The organism is Clostridium sp. CM041 (genome assembly GCF_055081035.1).
On record NZ_CM143648.1, the window covers coordinates 820064 to 837382 of the forward strand.

A 17319-nucleotide genomic window follows, 5' to 3' on the forward strand; every position below is an offset into this window, starting at 1 on the left:
TTACTTAGGATTTACTTCCTTATTGCTAGAATAAAACTCCACTAAAGCCATTCTCATGACTGCCCCTGTTTATTTAGAACTTTGGGCTTTGGGCCAATCTAAGAATATTGAAAGTAATCCGCAAACTATCATTAAATAAGAATATATTGAAAAAGGAATAATTTGAATAGGTGATATCTTCCCAATTGTTGCTGCTAATAGCATTTGCCCTGCATAAGGACTTACGCCTTGAAACCCAGCCGAAAATATATCTAAAATACTTGCTGCTCTTATTGGACTAACCCCATATTTCTCTGACAAATCCTTTGCGAGTGGTCCTGCCGTAATAATAGATATTGTATTATTTGTTGTAGTTATATCTAGCACGCTTACTAGTGCAGCTATTCCTATTTCTGCTCCTTTTTTTGTTTTAACTTTAGATGCTAAATTTTCTAGTAGATACTCAATCCCCCCATAATAATGCATAAGGCCAACCAATCCGCCTACTATAATAGATATCAGTGCTAAATCTTCCATCCAGCCCATCCCTCTTTGCAATATTGCAAACATCTCAACTAAATTAAAACTACCCATTGCAAGTCCTATTATTGATCCAGTAGCTATACCTATTCCTAAAACAACCATAACATTTAGGCCGATTGCCGCACTAGCAATAATTGATATATATGGAATTATTCTAACTAACGAGTATTCAAGTGCTTGCAACTGAACATTTCCACCAGATAGAAAAGTCAATATTATTACAGTAATAACAAAAGCGGGTAAAATAATTAAACCGTTTGATTTAAATTTATCTCTCATTTTTACTCCTTGCGTTCTTGTAGCTGCAATTGTTGTATCTGAAATAAAAGATAGATTATCCCCAAACATTGCACCACCGACTACAGTTCCTAATACCAAAGGTAATCCCATACCCGTTTGCGATGCTATACCAACTCCTATTGGCGCTAAAGCTGTTATAGTTCCCATTGAAGTGCCCATAGAAAATGATAAAATAGAACAAACTATAAATAAACCTGGTAACATCATATTGGCTGGTAAAACACTTAATCCCATATTTACTATGGAAGTAACAGCACCCATTGCATCTGCAATTGAATAAAAAGCTCCTGCCAATATGAATATAACTACCATTAACATAATAGTAGGTTCTCCAGCCGCTTTCGCAAATATATCAATCTTGTCGGACAAGCATGTTTTCTCTCCTTTTTTATCCAATAATAAAGCAAAAGCAGTAGCAAAAACAAATGCTAGCAATAATGGCATACTAGAGAAGTTTCCCGTTAAAATACCAACCCCCATAAACAATATTAAGAAAAATACCAAAGGTAATAATCCTATAAAATTAGTTCTTTTTTCCATTTAATTTTCCTCCTAAGTATAATAATAATTATTCTTTCATGTTAAATCATCGCCTTAGTCTGTTCTAAAGCTTTTGTTTAGATATAACCATTTATTTTGTATATCTTTTACTATTCTATCATTTAATTTCGTTTATTTCGATGTATTTTGATATATTTCGGTATTTTTTTATGTTTTGTTTAAATAAACACAGCCCTTAATAACTTTTACTATATTAAATATTCATATATTGTTATTATATAGGTATCTATACCATATACTTGTCAAAAGCGAACAAAATCATATGGCGTAATATTAAAGTTTAAGTTTAAGTCTAAAATATTATAGTAAAGGAATCGGTGGAAAATATGAAATCACAATCATTTAAATTTAGGGTAATAATGTTTGCTATTCTTTCTGCTATAGTGATAGGTATAATGGTTAATGCTACAATGAAAAATAACAGTGTGATTGTATCGAGCAATAAAAACGAAGAAATAAAAAAGCAACAATTAAAAGAAAAAGAAAAAGAAATAAAAAAACAGCAACAGATAAATCAAAAACAAGAAAACTTAGAAAAGGTATGGAAGAAAGGGTATGATGAATTTTTTGATAAAAAATATAAGCAAGCCATTGAAACGGAAAGACAAGTCATAAAAGAAGATCCTACTTTTTATAAAGCATATGCTGTAGAAGGAATTGCCTTAGCTTATAGTGGAAATTTTGAAAAAGGTATGCAGCAAATCAATCAATCATTAAAACTTAACCCTAATTACGGATATGCAAGATTTAATAAAGCACTAGCTAATGAATTATACGAACATTATGATGAAGCTATAACATGGTATAAAAAAGATTTAGAAGTGGAAAAGTTTGAATGGAGCTATTATGGTATAGCTAGTATCTATGGAAGAAAAGGTGATGTTAATAATACCGTAAAATACTTAAAACTAGCTATTGATATTAATCCAAGTGTAAAAAATAATGCAAAGAATGAGGAAGATTTTGATAATGTACGTAACCATATGGAATTTAAGGAATTAATAGAATAACTTTTCTTTGCCATAATACTAATAATAACCACCGATTAAGATGCTGTTTGCATCTTAGCCGATGGTTATTATTAGTATTTTACAGTCGACTTTGTAATATCTATAACATTGAGAACTTCAAAATAAATGCTGCAAATACTATTGATACCATTGAAAGTAATTTAATCAATATGTTTATGGATGGACCTGAGGTATCCTTAAATGGATCTCCTACAGTGTCACCAACAACGGCAGCTTTATGACAATCTGATCCTTTTCCACCTAAGTTCCCGGCTTCAATATGCTTTTTAGCATTATCCCAAGCTCCACCTGAATTTGCCATCATAATAGCAAGTACAAAACCCGTTACAGTTGCTCCTGCTAATAATCCTACTACTCCATTTACACCTAAAAGTAAACCAACTACTATTGGAATAGTAATAGCGAGTAGTGCTGGCATAATCATTTCCCTTTGAGCTGATTTTGTACAGATATCAACACACCTTGCATAGTCAGCTTCTGATTTACCTTCCATGAGACCCACTATCTCTTTAAATTGTCTTCTAACTTCTACCACTATAAGTTGTGCTGCCGTGCCGACTGCATCCATGGTGAGTGCTGCAAATATGAAAGGCACCATTCCACCTATAAATAACCCTATAAGAACCTGGGGATTTAATACTGACAAATTAAAAACAAAATCCAAATTTTCTTTTTTTATAATAATTTCTACTTGATCTCTATATGCTGCGATAAGCGCAAGAGCTGTTAGTGCTGCAGAACCTATAGCAAAACCTTTGCCTGTAGCTGCAGTAGTATTGCCTAAAGAATCAAGAGCATCTGTTCTTTCTCGTACTATAGGATCTTGATGAGTCATTTCTGCAATACCACCAGCGTTATCTGCCACAGGACCATACGCATCCGTAGCAAGTGTTATACCTAGTGTGCTAAGCATACCTACTGCGGCTATTCCTACGCCATATAACCCCATATTATAATCTACTGCTCCTCCAGCAAAATAAAAACTAGTTGCTATAGCCACAGCTACTATTACAACTGGAAGAAAAGTAGACATCATTCCAAGTGAAAGACCACCTATTATAACTGTTGCTGCACCGGTTTTTGTTGTTTGTGCTAGTTTTTGGGTAGGCTTGTATGTGTCTGAAGTAAAGTACTCTGTACAAAACCCAATTAAATTACCTGCTATAAGACCACTTAATATTGCAAAGTAAACTCCAATATGATCCCATCCAAGTACATTCCAGACTAGGAAGAATGTAGCTATCCCAATTATTGCAGAACTAACGTAAACACCTCGTCTAAGAGCTGATAAAAGACTTTTTTGCTCAGCCTTCTCCCCTGATTTAACAAAGAAGGTTCCAATAATAGATGCAACTATACCTATAGCTGCTATGATCATAGGAATTGTAACACCTGAAACTCCAAGTCCAGCTGCTACGGCAAGAGCAGCAGTAGCTACTATTGACCCAACATAGGATTCATATAAATCTGCACCCATACCAGCTACATCTCCAACATTGTCTCCAACGTTATCCGCTATAACTGCAGGGTTTCTTGGATCATCCTCAGGAATTCCTGCTTCAAGCTTACCAACAAGGTCTGCACCTACATCTGCTGCTTTAGTAAATATACCGCCACCAACACGTGCAAATAATGCCATTGCACTAGCTCCCATTCCACATGTAATCAGTGCACTTGTTATATTTTGAATTCTTATACCCGCTTCTAAATCTCTATAGAAAAAATCCAATAAGTAATAAAATATACTAACATGAAGAAGTCCAAGACCTACAACGGTAAGTCCCATTACTGCACCGCTTGAAAAAGCAACGTTTAAAGCACTATTAAGACTTTTCCCAGCTGCATGTGTAGTTCTAACATTTGCATGGGTAGCAATTTTCATTCCTATAAAGCCTGAGAGACCTGAGAAGAATCCCCCACTTATAAATGCAAAAGGTGCAAATGGGGTAATAAACCCAAATGATGCAAGTATTCCTAGTATTACAAACATAGCTGCAAAGAAAATAATCACTCCTGTATACTGTCTTTTTAAATATGCATCTGCACCATTTCTAATAGCAGTCGCAATTTTTTTCATCTGCTCGGTTCCTTCATCTTTTTTTAGTACTTTAGCTGCAAGATAACCGGCAAAAGCAAGGGCTAATATGGAACAAGCTGGGGCTAAAATCAATAAATTCATAATAATTCCCTCCCAAGTATTTTAGTAATAGTGTTTCATTATCTTTACAATATTGTCTTATTATACCACAAATTAAACTTAGTTGAAAGCTTTAAGCTATCATCAATTTTTTTATACTACTTTCCACCAACATTAAATACTCTAGCAGCTTACTTCTCATAAATCGATTTTTGAAAATCATTCGTACACCTAATTATCATTATAAATAAAAACCCTCAAATCCTTATTTAACAAGTTTTTGAGGGTTGCGAACCTTGAGTATTAATTCCACTTATATAGTTCACTTATTTTAACAAATATACTCTTGCTTCATAAGGTTTAAGGTTAATTTCATCTATGGACTCAGTCTCTACAATATAATTTGAAATTAGAAGATCCTTATGCTCATATTTTATATTGTTGGAAAGAGCAAATTTAGCAATGTTCTCACAGAAATTACATATTACTAAAAGAGTCTCATTTTTTAATTCTCTTTTATATGCATAGATATCTTTGTGGTCCCCCAAAATTAAAGTATATTTTCCATATACTATTATTTCATTGTTCTTTCTAAGTCTTATTAGTTTTTTATAATAATTAAAAATAGAGTTTTCATCTTCTAATTGCGATTGCGTATTAATATATTTATAATTTGGATTTACCTTGATCCAAGGAGTTCCATCGGTAAAACCTGCATTCTTTTTATTGTTCCACTGAAATGGCGTTCTTGCGTTATCTCTACCCCTTTTATAAATAGAATCCATAATCTCATCATGACCTTTTTTACCACTTTCAGTAAAATCTCTATATGCATTTAGGGTTTCAATATCTTTGTAATCATTAATGTTATCAAATTTCACATTTGTCATACCTATTTCCTCACCTTGATAAATGTAGGGAGTACCTTGCATCATATGAAGAAAGGTTGCTAACATTTTTGCAGATTCAATTCTATATTTATTATCATTTCCAAAACGTGAAACCATTCTTGGCTGATCATGGTTATTTAAATAAAGACTATTCCATCCTTTAGCTTCAAGTTCATTTTGCCATTTTGACATAATAGTTTTAAATTCACTCAGCTCAAATTTTGTTTTGCCCCATTTCCCTTCTGGTCCATCGCCTACACTCATATGTTCAAATTGAAACACCATATTTAATTCATTTCTATCTTCACCTACGTATTCGATAGCTTGCTCAGGTGTTACATCTGGCGTTTCGCCAACAGTTATAATATCATACTTACTTAATACTTCTTTATTCATTTCTTGTAAATAATCATGAACCTTTGGATGATTTTTGCTGAAATTACCTGGATCTGCATAGTTATTATCTCCATTAAGAATACCGTCAGGATAGCTTTGATCTTTTCCAATCATATTAATAACGTCCATACGGAAACCATCAATTCCTTTTTCTAGCCACCACTCCATCATACCAAAGATTTCTTTTCTTAAATTTTCGTTTTCCCAATTTAAATCTGGTTGTTTTTTCGAAAATAAGTGTAAATAATACATTTGTGATTGAGGGTCTAATTCCCAAGCAGAACCACTAAAGCACGATCCCCAATTATTGGGAGGCAAGCTATCTTTTGCGTCCCTCCAAATGTAATAATCCCTATATTTATTTGTTTTAGATTTCTTACTCTCAATAAACCATTTATGCTCATCAGAACTATGATTTACAACAAGATCCATCATTATCTTAATCTTTCTATCATGAGCTCGTGATAGCAATAAATCAAAATCCTCTATGGTTCCAAATTCTTTCATTATCCCCTGGTAATTACTTATATCATATCCATTATCATCATTAGGTGATTCATAAACAGGCGACAACCATATTACATCAATTCCAAGTTCCTCAAGATAATCAAGTTTTTCTATTATTCCCCTTAAGTCCCCGATTCCGTCTCCATTACTATCTTTAAAACTTCTTGGGTAAATCTGGTAAACTACACTTTCTTTCCACCAATATTTATTCATAAACTCTCCTTCTTTCTATTGTTTTATAACTTCCTTAACATTTGGTAACAATACCTCTGTAATATGGCTAGTTTTTGTCTTTAAGTTCCTACCAATTGCAGTTAGTCTATATTCAATTTCCTCTACCACATTTTACCTTATAAACGTAAATTAGTATATAATTTTTACTTGCTATAAAAAATATTTCATGAAAATTAAATTTAGTTAGATAAAACAATCTTTGATATAGTAGCAACTATTAATAAAAAAGCTCTTGATTTTAATCAAGAGCTTTTACTGAATTTCTTTCTGCTACGCTAAGTACTTCGTTCATACTTCCAGTTCTATAGCCTAACAAATCAAGAGTTACATATTTAAAACCAATACTTTTCAATTTGTTTCCAACTTTATCCATCATTTCAATATTGAAAAATTTATTTCTTTCTTCAACATTAACCTCTACCCTTGCTATATCTCCGTGGTGCCTTACCCTTATCTGTTTGAACCCTAAATCCAATAAAAACTGTTCGGCTTTTTCAACCATACTTAGTTTTTTCACCGTTATCTCATTGCCATATGGAAATCTTGAGGATAGGCATGCAAATGCTGGCTTGTCCCAAGTAGGTACACCCAATCTCTTTGACAGTACTCTTATATCATTTTTCGTAAAGCCAGCATCCTTTAATGGGCTAATAACTTTTAATTCCTTAGCTGCCTTCATTCCCGGTCTGTAATCGGAAGCATCATCAACATTCGAACCATCTAAAACTGCATTAATGTTATTATCATCAGCAACTTTTCTAATCTTTGAGAAAAGTTCTTTTTTACAAAAATAGCACCTATTAACAGGATTTTTAGCAAATCCTTCAATTTCTAATTCTTCCGAAATTATGACTATATGCTTTGCCCCGATACCTTCAATATATTTAACAGCTTCCTTAAATTCTCTTTCCGGGTATGTTGATGACTTTGCCGTTATTGCTATAACCCTATTCCCCAAAACATCAGCTGCTACCTTTAAAAGAAACGTGCTATCAACACCCCCTGAATACGCTACCGCTACACTTTCTAAATCTTGAAGAATCTCCTTTAACTTTTGAAATTTCAAATCTAATTCCATATTTCGTCCTCCTATTATTATAAGGCTATTACTATTTACACTAAAAATATATCACTATATTTAATTTACCATAATATCTAAGCAATAGCATCTTTTTCTTTTGGAGTTTCAAGTTTATGTCCTGAGATTTTATTTATTATAACAGCAATTGCTCCATCTCCAGTTATGTTGCAAGCAGTACCAAAACTATCTTGGGCTACATATAGAGCTATCATAAGCGATGTCAATGTTTCATTGAATCCGAGCATACTTTGAAGCAGTCCAAGTGATGCCATAACCGCTCCGCCAGGAACTCCGGGAGCCGCTACCATTGTAACTCCTAATGCTAAAATAAATCCAAAGAAAGTTCCAAAACCATAATTCATACCATTTAACATCATTATTGCAAGAGAACAACTTACCAAAGTTATTGTACTACCTGAAAGATGTATAGTTGCACAAAGTGGAATTACAAAGTCAGCTACTCCATCACTTACCCCATTTTTTTTAGTTTGAGCAAGAGTAACAGGAATAGTTGCTGCAGATGATTGAGTTCCTATAGCTGTTAAATATGCAGGAATCATTTTCTTAATTAATCTGAATGGATTAGCACCTGCTATGCTTCCGGCAACTACATATTGAAGAACAATTACTATAATGTGAAGTAAAATAACTAAAATGAATACTTTTGAGAATACCTTTAATATAGATTCAACTTGACCAGCATAAGTCATATTTGCGAAAGTACCCATAATGTATATAGGTAGTAGTGGAATTATTATTCCAGAAATCAGTTTACTTATAATTTCTTGGAATTCCTTCATAACACTCTTTATGGCAGTAGATTTTATTGCAGCAATTCCTATACCTATTGTAAAGGCAAGAACTAAAGCAGTCATTACATCCATTAAAGGCAGTATCTTAAATTCAATAAAGGCTTTAGCAACCCCACTCTCACTACTACCAAAATTTGCTCCTAGTGCTCCAGGTTTTAAAAACATTGGAAGAATAGTAATATTTGCAAAGTATGCTATCGATCCGGCAATTATAGTAGAGCCATACGCTATTCCTGCAGTTAAAGCTAGAATTTTACCAGCCCCACTACCAAGATCACCTATACCAGGTACTATAAATCCTATAATTATAAGCGGTATAGCAAAACCTAAAAATTGACCGAATAGTCCATTGAATGTTGCAAAAATCCTAATCCCTGTTCCTGGAAGTATTTTTCCTAAAATGATACCTAATATGATAGCGATGATAAGTCTAGGAAGTAATCCTATTTTTTTCTTTTTTACTGTTTTTTTCATTTATATTCCTCCTTATAAATAAACGCCTTAATTTGACGTTTAAATTTTACTTTTAATAATTACTTTCATAAATAATGCATTGTTGTTATACCTTCATTATAGTTCTTCTAAGGTTATCGCACAACCATTATTTTACTTTTCTTCCTGTTTTTTAAGTTTATATTCATAAGAAAGATAAAGTTCTTCTAGTTTAGTATCCAAATATTTAGGAGCTATTTTAACTTGTGTTATATTCCCAAGCTTATTTAAATCCTCAAAGAATTTTTTGATTCTATTTTCTATCATCTCTATATTACTAAATTTAACCTTTTCAATTATAGAATCACACTCATCATTAAAAATCCTAATGACCAATTTAATCATATCCTCTGTCATATCTCCAACTAGTTGATTGCCTTCTTTTATACTTCCATTAACAATCCACTGCTTAAATTCTATAGCTTCCTTAGATTTTATCATCTCAATTTGCTTTTCTCTTATATCCTGAAGCATTGTAGAACATTTTTCTAAATTCATTAAATTATATTCAGATTTATAAACTCCAAAACTTTGCATTAAAATATCATCATCTAAATTTATTATTTGAGACTTTAAGCTATCCACACATGTTTTTATATCGTTATACTCTGCATTAAGTTCCTCAATGGATTTTGTTTTAGTTTCAATTAAAACTTCATATTCATTTGATTTCTGTTCAATTTCATTAGCTTTTAGTTTGAACATATCCTCATATTCTTTACTTTTCATTTCAATAAAGTCATCATACTCTGTTGATTTATCTTCAAGTTCTTTATCTTTTAACTGGATTAAATTATCATACTCTTTACCTTTGTTTTCAATTAATCCATCGTATTCTGCTGATTTATCTTCAAGTTCTTTACCTTTTAGCTGAATTAGATCATCATATTCTTTACTCTTGTTTTCAATTATGCAATCGTATTCTGCTGATTTATCTTCAAGCTCTTTACATTTCAGCTTAATTAAATCATCATATTCATTCGATTTTTGTTCAAACTCTCTAGACTGATACACAGCTTGATCATTATATTCTGTTTTAAGTTCTTGTATGTCTTTTGCTTTTGTTTTAATTATATTATCATATCCTTCGAGCTCTGCTTCAAGTTCTTTAGTTTTAGATAAAATTTGACTCATTCCCATTTGAGTTGGAGTTAATTTTATATATTTTAAATTTTTATTTTCCTCGATTAGTTTTTCAACCTCAGATTTATATTGCTTCGCATTTAAAGCATCTTTAATAGACGTAAGTATTGCCATTGAAAACCCTCCTATTTCTTTATTAATTTACATTATACCACAAAAAATTCACTCGTAAATATAGTAATAAGTCAAAAATTAGCTCAATAATTACCAAACTATTAATATTCTTCTAATTTTATCCTTATGTATACTGTAGCTCACTACCCTAAATATAAAAATGCACCTATATCTAGGTGCATCATCTTGTTATACAATCTCTTACTTGTCTATAAAAAACCATAGATAAAATTATCATCCTTTGACAGCACCGTCAGTAAGACCCCCTACCAGATACTTTTGGATAACACCAAACATAATGAATATAGGTATTAAAGCAATAACAGAACCTGCTGTCATCATTCCCCAGTCTATATCATATTTCCCTATAAAAGCATTAATCCCTGTTGGCAGAGTTTTAAGGCCTTCACGGCTTATAAACAGAGTGTTGAAGAATAATTCATTCCATGCTCCCATAAAAGCAAAAACAAAAGTTGCAATAATACCTGGTTTCATTACAGGAAGTATTATTTTTATCAATGCTTGTATTCTTGAACATCCATCAATCATTGCAGCCTCTTCCAAAGTATAAGGTATTTTTTCGAAAAATCCCCTTATCATCATAGTGCAAAACGGGATGTTCAAAACTATATAAATTATTATTAGTCCCAGCAAATTATTTATAAGGCCTAATTTTGAAAAAAGCATAAATATAGGCACTATAATCGCTGCCACAGGAACCATCTGAGTTGCAAGGAATAGAAAGAGGGTAAGTTTTTTACCTGCAAATTTAAACCTTGCCAGAGAATATCCTGCAAATAGTGATATAATCAAAGTCCCTATTGAAGCCACAGTACCTACAATCACACTATTTTTAAAGTATACTGGAAAGTTTGTAGTTTTTAATATACTTTCATAATTTTTTAAAGTAAAGTGTTTTGGAAAGTATGTTATAGGTATGGTCACTATCTCCTTAACTGACTTTACTGATGTAATAAATATCCAGATGATAGGGAAAGTCATAAAAATAAAGAATGCTACCATTAAAAAGTATGTCAATGCTCTGCTTAATTTATTTTCCTTGTTCATTAAAAATCACCCGCTTTATCAAATTTCGTAATTGCTAGATAAAGTACAGTATATATGAGTAGTATTACTAAAAATATGACACTTATAGCTGACGCCTGCCCAAAATCAAGGACTTTATATGCTTTAAAAATAATATAAGAAGCCAAATTATTTGATGAATTCAAAGGCCCACCATTTGTCATTATATATATAATATCTGCAAAACTAAATATCCATATGACTCTAAGCAGCAAAGTTGTAATGATAGTGGGTTTTATGTATGGCAAAGTTATTTTGAAAAATTTTGCTACTTTTCCTGCACCATCTATTTCTGCAGATTCATATAAAGTTAACGGTATCGACTGAAGTGCAGCCAAAATCATTATGGCGAAAAACGGTATACCATACCAAATATTTGCTACTATTGTGCTTGGAAGTGCAGTATTTAATTGTGCCAAGAATGAAATAGGCTCTTTTATTAAATGCAATTTAATAAGTATATCATTTATAACTCCATATTGCCCATTAAGTAGCCATTTCCATATAAGCCCTATTAAAAATCCAGGTACTGCCCAAGGCGCAAGAACTAAGGCTTGATATAAGCTCCTAAATTTAAATCTTCTATTTAGTAGCAGCGCCAAAATTAACCCAAATGTAAACTGGAAACTTATTGAACCTGCAACCCACCAGAATGAATTTTTTAAAATCTTCCAAAAATCTTTTTCTGCAAGTATTGCTTTGTAATTTTCAAGACCATTAAAGTAAATATTTGGATCATTTAGCCTATAATGATAGAAGGAGGTTTCTATCCCCTTTGCAATTGGATACCCAATAAAAACAAACATTAATACTAATCCCGGCATTATATATAAATAAGGCTCAATATTCTTTTTCTTAACACTGTTTATAACCCGTTTTTTTTGTGCTAATGATTTTTTACTGTCCAAACTACTACCTCCTATCAAGAGGAATGGATAATTTCTCCATTCCTCTTTATTTAATACCACTATTTTTTATTGTATTTTGCATTTGCATTTTCTAAATACGTAGATATATTATTCATAGTTTTTTCTGCAGTTTGCTTTTTCAAGAGATATGACTGAAGTTCTTGCCCAGCAATCTTCCCTGTAAATTCTCCCCATTCTGGCAAATATTCAGGAGCGCTGAACAATACTGTATTAGAATCTTCTAAAGTATTTGTATATGCAGAAATATAACCTTTTTTAAACTCAGCGCTATCATTAGGTACTTTTGTCGCAGGAATTACAGAGTTTTTAACACCCCATTTAAGGTTAACTTCAGGGCTCATCATATAAGAAATGAATTTCCAAGAGGCTTCTTTCTTATATGAAGCAGATGGCATTGAGAACCCAATGTATCCTCCTTGTAAATATCTCTTGCCATCTGGGCCTACTGGACATAATCCTGTTTCAAATGTTCCTTTGTCCATTTTTGTTTCACATGATTTTATTACTTCAGAGTCCTGTATGATTAGGGCTGTATTACTTGATGTGAATGCATCAACTGTTTCCGCATATCCCCAGTTAAGAGCATCCTTTGGAGCAGCCTTTAGATACATATCAGTGAATTTCTTAAATGTTTCAACGGATTCAGGTTTTCTAAACACACATTTACCATTTTCATCAAAGTAATTTGTAAATCCTCCATTAGTCATAATGAAGTTCGACATAAGGGTCCAGCTTCCCGCTCCTCCTCTGAATGAATATCCATACCTGTTTTTTGATTTATCCGTGATTTTTTCTGCAGTATTAAAGAAATCCTCTGTTGTTTTTGGAACATCAACACCTGCAGCTTTTAACCAATCGTTCCTATAATACATTGCCTGGAAATATAAACTATGAGGAACGACATACAATGTGTCTTTGTATGCTTTACCAAGCTTAAGGCTTTTCTCTGTCAATGTATCCTTTTTGTCCCATTTATTATAATATGGCCCTAAATCTTCAAGCTTTCCGGTTGCACCGATTTCAGAAGCCCAATTTGCAGCCATTTCCATTACATCTGGCAGTTGATTTGCAGCTGACATTGTAATGATTTTATCATGGGCTTGTTCCCATGGCTCAGAGATTAGTTCCACTTTTACATCTTTATTCTTTAATTCAAAATCAGATATAAGCTCTTTTACAAATTTAGTCCTCTCAGGACTGGTTAGAGTCTCCATAAACTGAATAGTTGTTACTTTTGGCTCAGTAGATTTACTGCATCCGATAAAAGACATGGAAGCAATCATAACAAACGCTAAGGTTATTGATAACTTTTTCATTATTCTTCATCCTCTCTTTTCATAAATTTTGATTTCTCCCTCATCATATAAACTTCATGTCTTATAATTTATATTCGAACGCAATAACCAATATAATCTTTTTATATAAATATTTTCTTAAAAATTCATAAATTAGTTTCAAACGTGCATTAAACCTTAATTAACAAAAAAATAAGAGTAAAAAACACTAAAGCTTAAAAACTTTAGTGTTTTTTTTACTCTTATTTGAGTTTTATTTGCTAATTTTCTAAGCTATTTTAAATTTATTAAAAGTTCTCCAGCCTTTACCTGTTGTCCTTCAATAACATTAATTGACTCAACCACTCCTGTTACACTGGCACTTACCCTTGTCTCCATTTTCATAGCCTCCACTGTCATCAATGGTTGATTTTCAGTTATTGTATCTCCTTCTGCTACAAGAATGGCTAAAATAGTTCCTGGTATAGGTGCTCCGATTTCTAAAGGATTTGATGAATCTGCCATTTCTGGTCCTTGGAAATCTTGCAACGCTTTATTGTTTCTATCTTTTATTTTTATTTCGCGTCTATTTCCATCCACCTCGAAAACAAGAACTTTGTTACCCTCTAAATCCAATCTACCAATGTGAAGCAACTTTATCATATAGGTTTTTCCTTCAGCAATTTCGACTTCGCAGGTTTCACCCTCATTGAGCCCGTGGAAATACACATCGCTTCCGATTCTACTTAAATCTCCAAACTCCTTAACATATTTTATATAGCCATCAAATACCTCAGGGTATAATGAATAGCTTAGTACGTCTTTTTTATTTGGAGCAATATTAAATTTCTCTATTAGGTGTTTCTCTATCTTGCTAAAATCCTCATCAGGGAGTAATTCACCCGGTCTACATGTAATTGGCTTCTCACCCTTTAAAACTAATATCTGAAGTTTTTCTGGAAATCCTCCCATTGGTTGACCCATCATGCCTTTAAAGTATGCTACAACGGAATCTGGGAAAGACATATTAGTAGCTTTTTCGTATATATTTTCTGGTGTAAGGTCATTTTGAAGCATAAATATTGCAAAGTCTCCAACCATCTTAGAGGATGGAGTTACCTTTACAATATCCCCTACCATTTCATTTACTTCTTTATACAGTTCTTTAATTTCATTAAATTTATGTGAAAGTCCGAAACTTTCTACTTGTGGTTTGAGATTAGAGTATTGGCCTCCTGGAATTTCATATCGATAAATTTCAGCGGAACCAGAATTCAAATCTGATTTAAATTGGTCATAAACTGGTCTTACTGCATCCCAATAATCTGAAATTTCCTGAATTCCTTTGGGTTCTATCCCAGTATCCCTGTCAGTATTCTTAAGTGCTGCAACAACTGAATTTAAAGCTGGTTGACTTGTAAGCCCTGACATACTGTTAAAAGCAGTGTCTACAATGTCAACGCCTGCTTGAGCCGCCATCAAAACTGTAGCAACTCCATTTCCTGTAGTATCATGGGTATGAAGATGAATAGGCATTCCTACTTCTTGCTTTAGTGCATTTATTAACTTAAACGCAGCATGAGGTTTAAGCAGTGCTGACATATCTTTTATTCCTAAAATATGAGCTCCTGTTTTCTCAATTTCCTTTGCTAGCTTAATATAATAATCCAAATTATATTTATCTTTTTTATCATTTAAGATGTCTCCTGTGTAACAAATACAAGCTTCTGCAACTTTACCACTTTTAATAACTTCATCTATTGAAACTTCCATTCCTTTTAGCCAGTTTAGAGAATCAAAAATTCTGAAAACATCAATGCCTGTATCTGCAGATTCTTTAATAAATTCACGGATTACATTATCAGGATAATTTTTATAGCCTACTGCATTTGCTCCACGTAGTAGCATCTGGAAAAGCACATTAGGAATTTTCGATCGTAGCTGCGATAATCTTTCCCAGGGCGATTCGTTTAAAAAGCGGTATGCTACATCAAAAGTAGCTCCTCCCCACATCTCAAGGGAAAACAAATCTCCTCCATAAACAGAGGTAGCACTTGCTATTTTTAACATATCCTTCGTTCGCATTCTAGTTGCCATTAAAGATTGATGAGCATCTCTCATTGTGGTGTCTGTTAACAGTAATTTATTTTGATTTTTAATCCAGTTTAAAAGACCTTCCGTACCCTGCATATCTAAAATCTGTTTTGTCCCACTAAGTTTATTTGGCATTATAATTTTAGGAACTACCGGCACATCATAAAGCTTTTTAATTCCACTTACTTCATTTACCATTTTGTCTCCAATGAATTTTAACACTCTGCCTTCCTCATCTTCCTTAGGTGCAATGGAAATTAATTCTGGACTTTCTTCAATAAAACTTGTATTACATTCGCCCTTCAAAAAAGTAGGATGATTTAATACATTAATTAGAAAACCTATATTAGTCTTTACTCCTGTAATTCTAGTTTCCTCAACAGCTCTTATAGATTTTCTTATAGCATCTTGAAAAGTTCTAGACCATGATATATTTTTTACCAAAAGGCTATCATAGTAAGGGCTAATTACCGCCCCTGCAAAACCATTACCGCCATCAAGCCTTATTCCAAAGCCAGAACCTGTTCTATATTCTTCTATTTTTCCAGTATCCGGTGCAAACTTATTAGAAGGATCCTCTGTTGTTATCCTGCACTGAATAGAATATCCGCAAAGCACAACATCTTCTTGAGACGAAATTCCTATTTTAGAGGAATTTAAAGCATAATCTTCTGCTATAAGTATTTGGCTTTGAACTATATCAATACCTGTTACCATTTCTGTAACGGTGTGTTCAACTTGAATTCTAGGGTTCATTTCTATAAAATAATGATTCCCATAAGTATCTACTAAGAACTCCAAAGTTCCAGCACTTCTATAATTTACTGATTTAGCTATTTTTAATGCATCATTGCAGATTTCATTTCTTTTTTCTTCTGATATTGAAAAAGCAGGACTGTACTCTACTACCTTTTGATGTCTTCTTTGAATAGAGCAATCTCTTTCAAATAAATGAACAATATTACCAAACTTGTCTCCAATAACCTGTACTTCTATATGTTTAGACTTTTCAAAATATTTTTCTATAAATAAATGGTCGATACCGAACGCTTTCTTTGCTTCACTTTTAGCACTTTTATAAGCAGAGGCTAATTCGCCTTCATTTCTTACAATTCTCATGCCTCGTCCGCCGCCGCCAGCAACTGCCTTTAACATAATAGGATATCCACATTCCCCTGCGAGTTTCTTTGCAATGTCTACTGTTTCAATTTCTTTTTCATAACCAGGTATCGTAGGAACTCCTAATGATTTTGCCACAATTTTGCATTTAATCTTGTCTCCAAGTTTATCCATCATTTCAGCTGTAGGCCCGATAAATTCAATACCTGCTTTTGCACACTTTTTCGCGAATTCAGGGTTCTCTGATAAGAATCCATACCCTGGATGAATTGCATCTACACCTTTTTTAAGCGCAATACTGATTATCTCCTCAATATTTAGATATGCCTCAACAGGACTTCTGCTTTTTCCAATTAAATAAGCTTCGTCTGCCTTAGTTTTAAAAAGTGAATACTTATCTTCATTGGAATAAATCGCCACCGTACGAATCCCAAGTTCATTACAAGCTCTAAAAATTCTTATAGCAATTTCGCCTCTGTTTGCTACTAGTACTCGTTTAAATTTTTTCACATTTGTTACCCCCTGTTTTAGCCTTTAATCTACTTCATTATTCATAAGAATACAGGATTTTTAAAAAAAATGCAATAAATAAAAATG

Annotated in this window: 11 protein-coding genes; 1 reads left to right on the top strand and 10 read right to left on the bottom strand. The window is 32.8% G+C overall.

The features are described 5' to 3' along the window. Positions 1 to 69: 69 nt before the first annotated feature. Positions 70 to 1362 carry a Na+/H+ antiporter NhaC family protein gene (locus ACWJJT_RS03990; RefSeq protein ID WP_462956140.1) on the bottom strand — a complete coding sequence of 431 codons (1293 nt, stop codon included), beginning with the start codon at positions 1360 to 1362 and terminating at the stop codon, positions 70 to 72. Between the two features lie 347 nt (positions 1363 to 1709). Between ACWJJT_RS03990 and ACWJJT_RS03995 the strand changes: the two genes are divergently transcribed. Continuing rightward, positions 1710 to 2393 (top strand): tetratricopeptide repeat protein, encoded by a 684-nt coding sequence (locus tag ACWJJT_RS03995; protein ID WP_462956141.1) that lies wholly within the window; start codon positions 1710 to 1712, stop codon positions 2391 to 2393. A 100-nt stretch (positions 2394 to 2493) separates the two neighbouring features. Here ACWJJT_RS03995 and ACWJJT_RS04000 read toward each other — a convergent pair whose 3' ends face one another. The 9 genes from ACWJJT_RS04000 to ACWJJT_RS04040 form a co-directional block, all read right to left on the bottom strand. After that, positions 2494 to 4593, bottom strand: a complete 2100-nt coding sequence (locus tag ACWJJT_RS04000; RefSeq protein WP_462956142.1) for a sodium-translocating pyrophosphatase — start codon at positions 4591 to 4593, stop codon at positions 2494 to 2496. Between the two features lie 284 nt (positions 4594 to 4877). After that, positions 4878 to 6557 (bottom strand): glycoside hydrolase family 13 protein, encoded by a 1680-nt coding sequence (locus ACWJJT_RS04005; protein ID WP_462956143.1) that lies wholly within the window; start codon positions 6555 to 6557, stop codon positions 4878 to 4880. Positions 6558 to 6816: 259 nt separating this feature from the next. Continuing rightward, positions 6817 to 7656, bottom strand: coding sequence for an ATP-dependent sacrificial sulfur transferase LarE (gene larE, locus ACWJJT_RS04010; RefSeq protein ID WP_462956144.1), 840 nt, complete (start codon positions 7654 to 7656; stop codon positions 6817 to 6819). A 77-nt stretch (positions 7657 to 7733) separates the two neighbouring features. Further along, complete coding sequence (locus ACWJJT_RS04015; protein WP_462956145.1) at positions 7734 to 8945, bottom strand: dicarboxylate/amino acid:cation symporter; 1212 nt, start codon at positions 8943 to 8945, stop codon at positions 7734 to 7736. Positions 8946 to 9077: 132 nt separating this feature from the next. After that, the gene (locus tag ACWJJT_RS04020) at positions 9078 to 10220 is read right to left on the bottom strand and encodes an SNIPE associated domain-containing protein (protein ID WP_462956146.1); all 1143 of its coding nucleotides are present in this window, start codon (positions 10218 to 10220) and stop codon (positions 9078 to 9080) included. A gap of 234 nt (positions 10221 to 10454) precedes the next feature. Further along, complete coding sequence (locus ACWJJT_RS04025) at positions 10455 to 11288, bottom strand: carbohydrate ABC transporter permease (RefSeq protein ID WP_462956147.1); 834 nt, start codon at positions 11286 to 11288, stop codon at positions 10455 to 10457. Beyond that, entirely contained in the window at positions 11288 to 12214 is a 927-nt protein-coding gene (locus ACWJJT_RS04030) for a carbohydrate ABC transporter permease (RefSeq protein ID WP_462956148.1), read from the bottom strand. Before ACWJJT_RS04030 ends, ACWJJT_RS04025 begins: the two co-directional genes overlap by 1 nt. Before the next feature lie 59 nt (positions 12215 to 12273). Beyond that, positions 12274 to 13551, bottom strand: coding sequence for an ABC transporter substrate-binding protein (locus ACWJJT_RS04035; protein ID WP_462956149.1), 1278 nt, complete (start codon positions 13549 to 13551; stop codon positions 12274 to 12276). 252 nt (positions 13552 to 13803) lie between these two features. Continuing rightward, on the bottom strand, positions 13804 to 17232 hold the full coding sequence (locus ACWJJT_RS04040) for a pyruvate carboxylase (protein ID WP_462956150.1): 3429 nt from the start codon (positions 17230 to 17232) through the stop codon (positions 13804 to 13806). Between the last annotated feature and the right edge of the window lie 87 nt (positions 17233 to 17319).

Excerpts from the sequence above, each read along its gene's own strand:
- ACWJJT_RS04035 (WP_462956149.1), bottom strand. The coding sequence starts at position 13,551 with ATGAAAAAGTTATCAATAACCTTAGCGTTTGTTATGATTGCTTCCATG.
- ACWJJT_RS04005 (WP_462956143.1), bottom strand. The coding sequence starts at position 6,557 with ATGAATAAATATTGGTGGAAAGAAAGTGTAGTTTACCAGATTTACCCA.
- ACWJJT_RS03990 (WP_462956140.1), bottom strand. The coding sequence starts at position 1,362 with ATGGAAAAAAGAACTAATTTTATAGGATTATTACCTTTGGTATTTTTC.
- ACWJJT_RS04020 (WP_462956146.1), bottom strand. The coding sequence starts at position 10,220 with ATGGCAATACTTACGTCTATTAAAGATGCTTTAAATGCGAAGCAATAT.
- ACWJJT_RS03995 (WP_462956141.1), top strand. The coding sequence starts at position 1,710 with ATGAAATCACAATCATTTAAATTTAGGGTAATAATGTTTGCTATTCTT.
- ACWJJT_RS04025 (WP_462956147.1), bottom strand. The coding sequence starts at position 11,288 with ATGAACAAGGAAAATAAATTAAGCAGAGCATTGACATACTTTTTAATG.
- ACWJJT_RS04015 (WP_462956145.1), bottom strand. The coding sequence starts at position 8,945 with ATGAAAAAAACAGTAAAAAAGAAAAAAATAGGATTACTTCCTAGACTT.
- larE (WP_462956144.1), bottom strand. The coding sequence starts at position 7,656 with ATGGAATTAGATTTGAAATTTCAAAAGTTAAAGGAGATTCTTCAAGAT.
- ACWJJT_RS04000 (WP_462956142.1), bottom strand. The coding sequence starts at position 4,593 with ATGAATTTATTGATTTTAGCCCCAGCTTGTTCCATATTAGCCCTTGCT.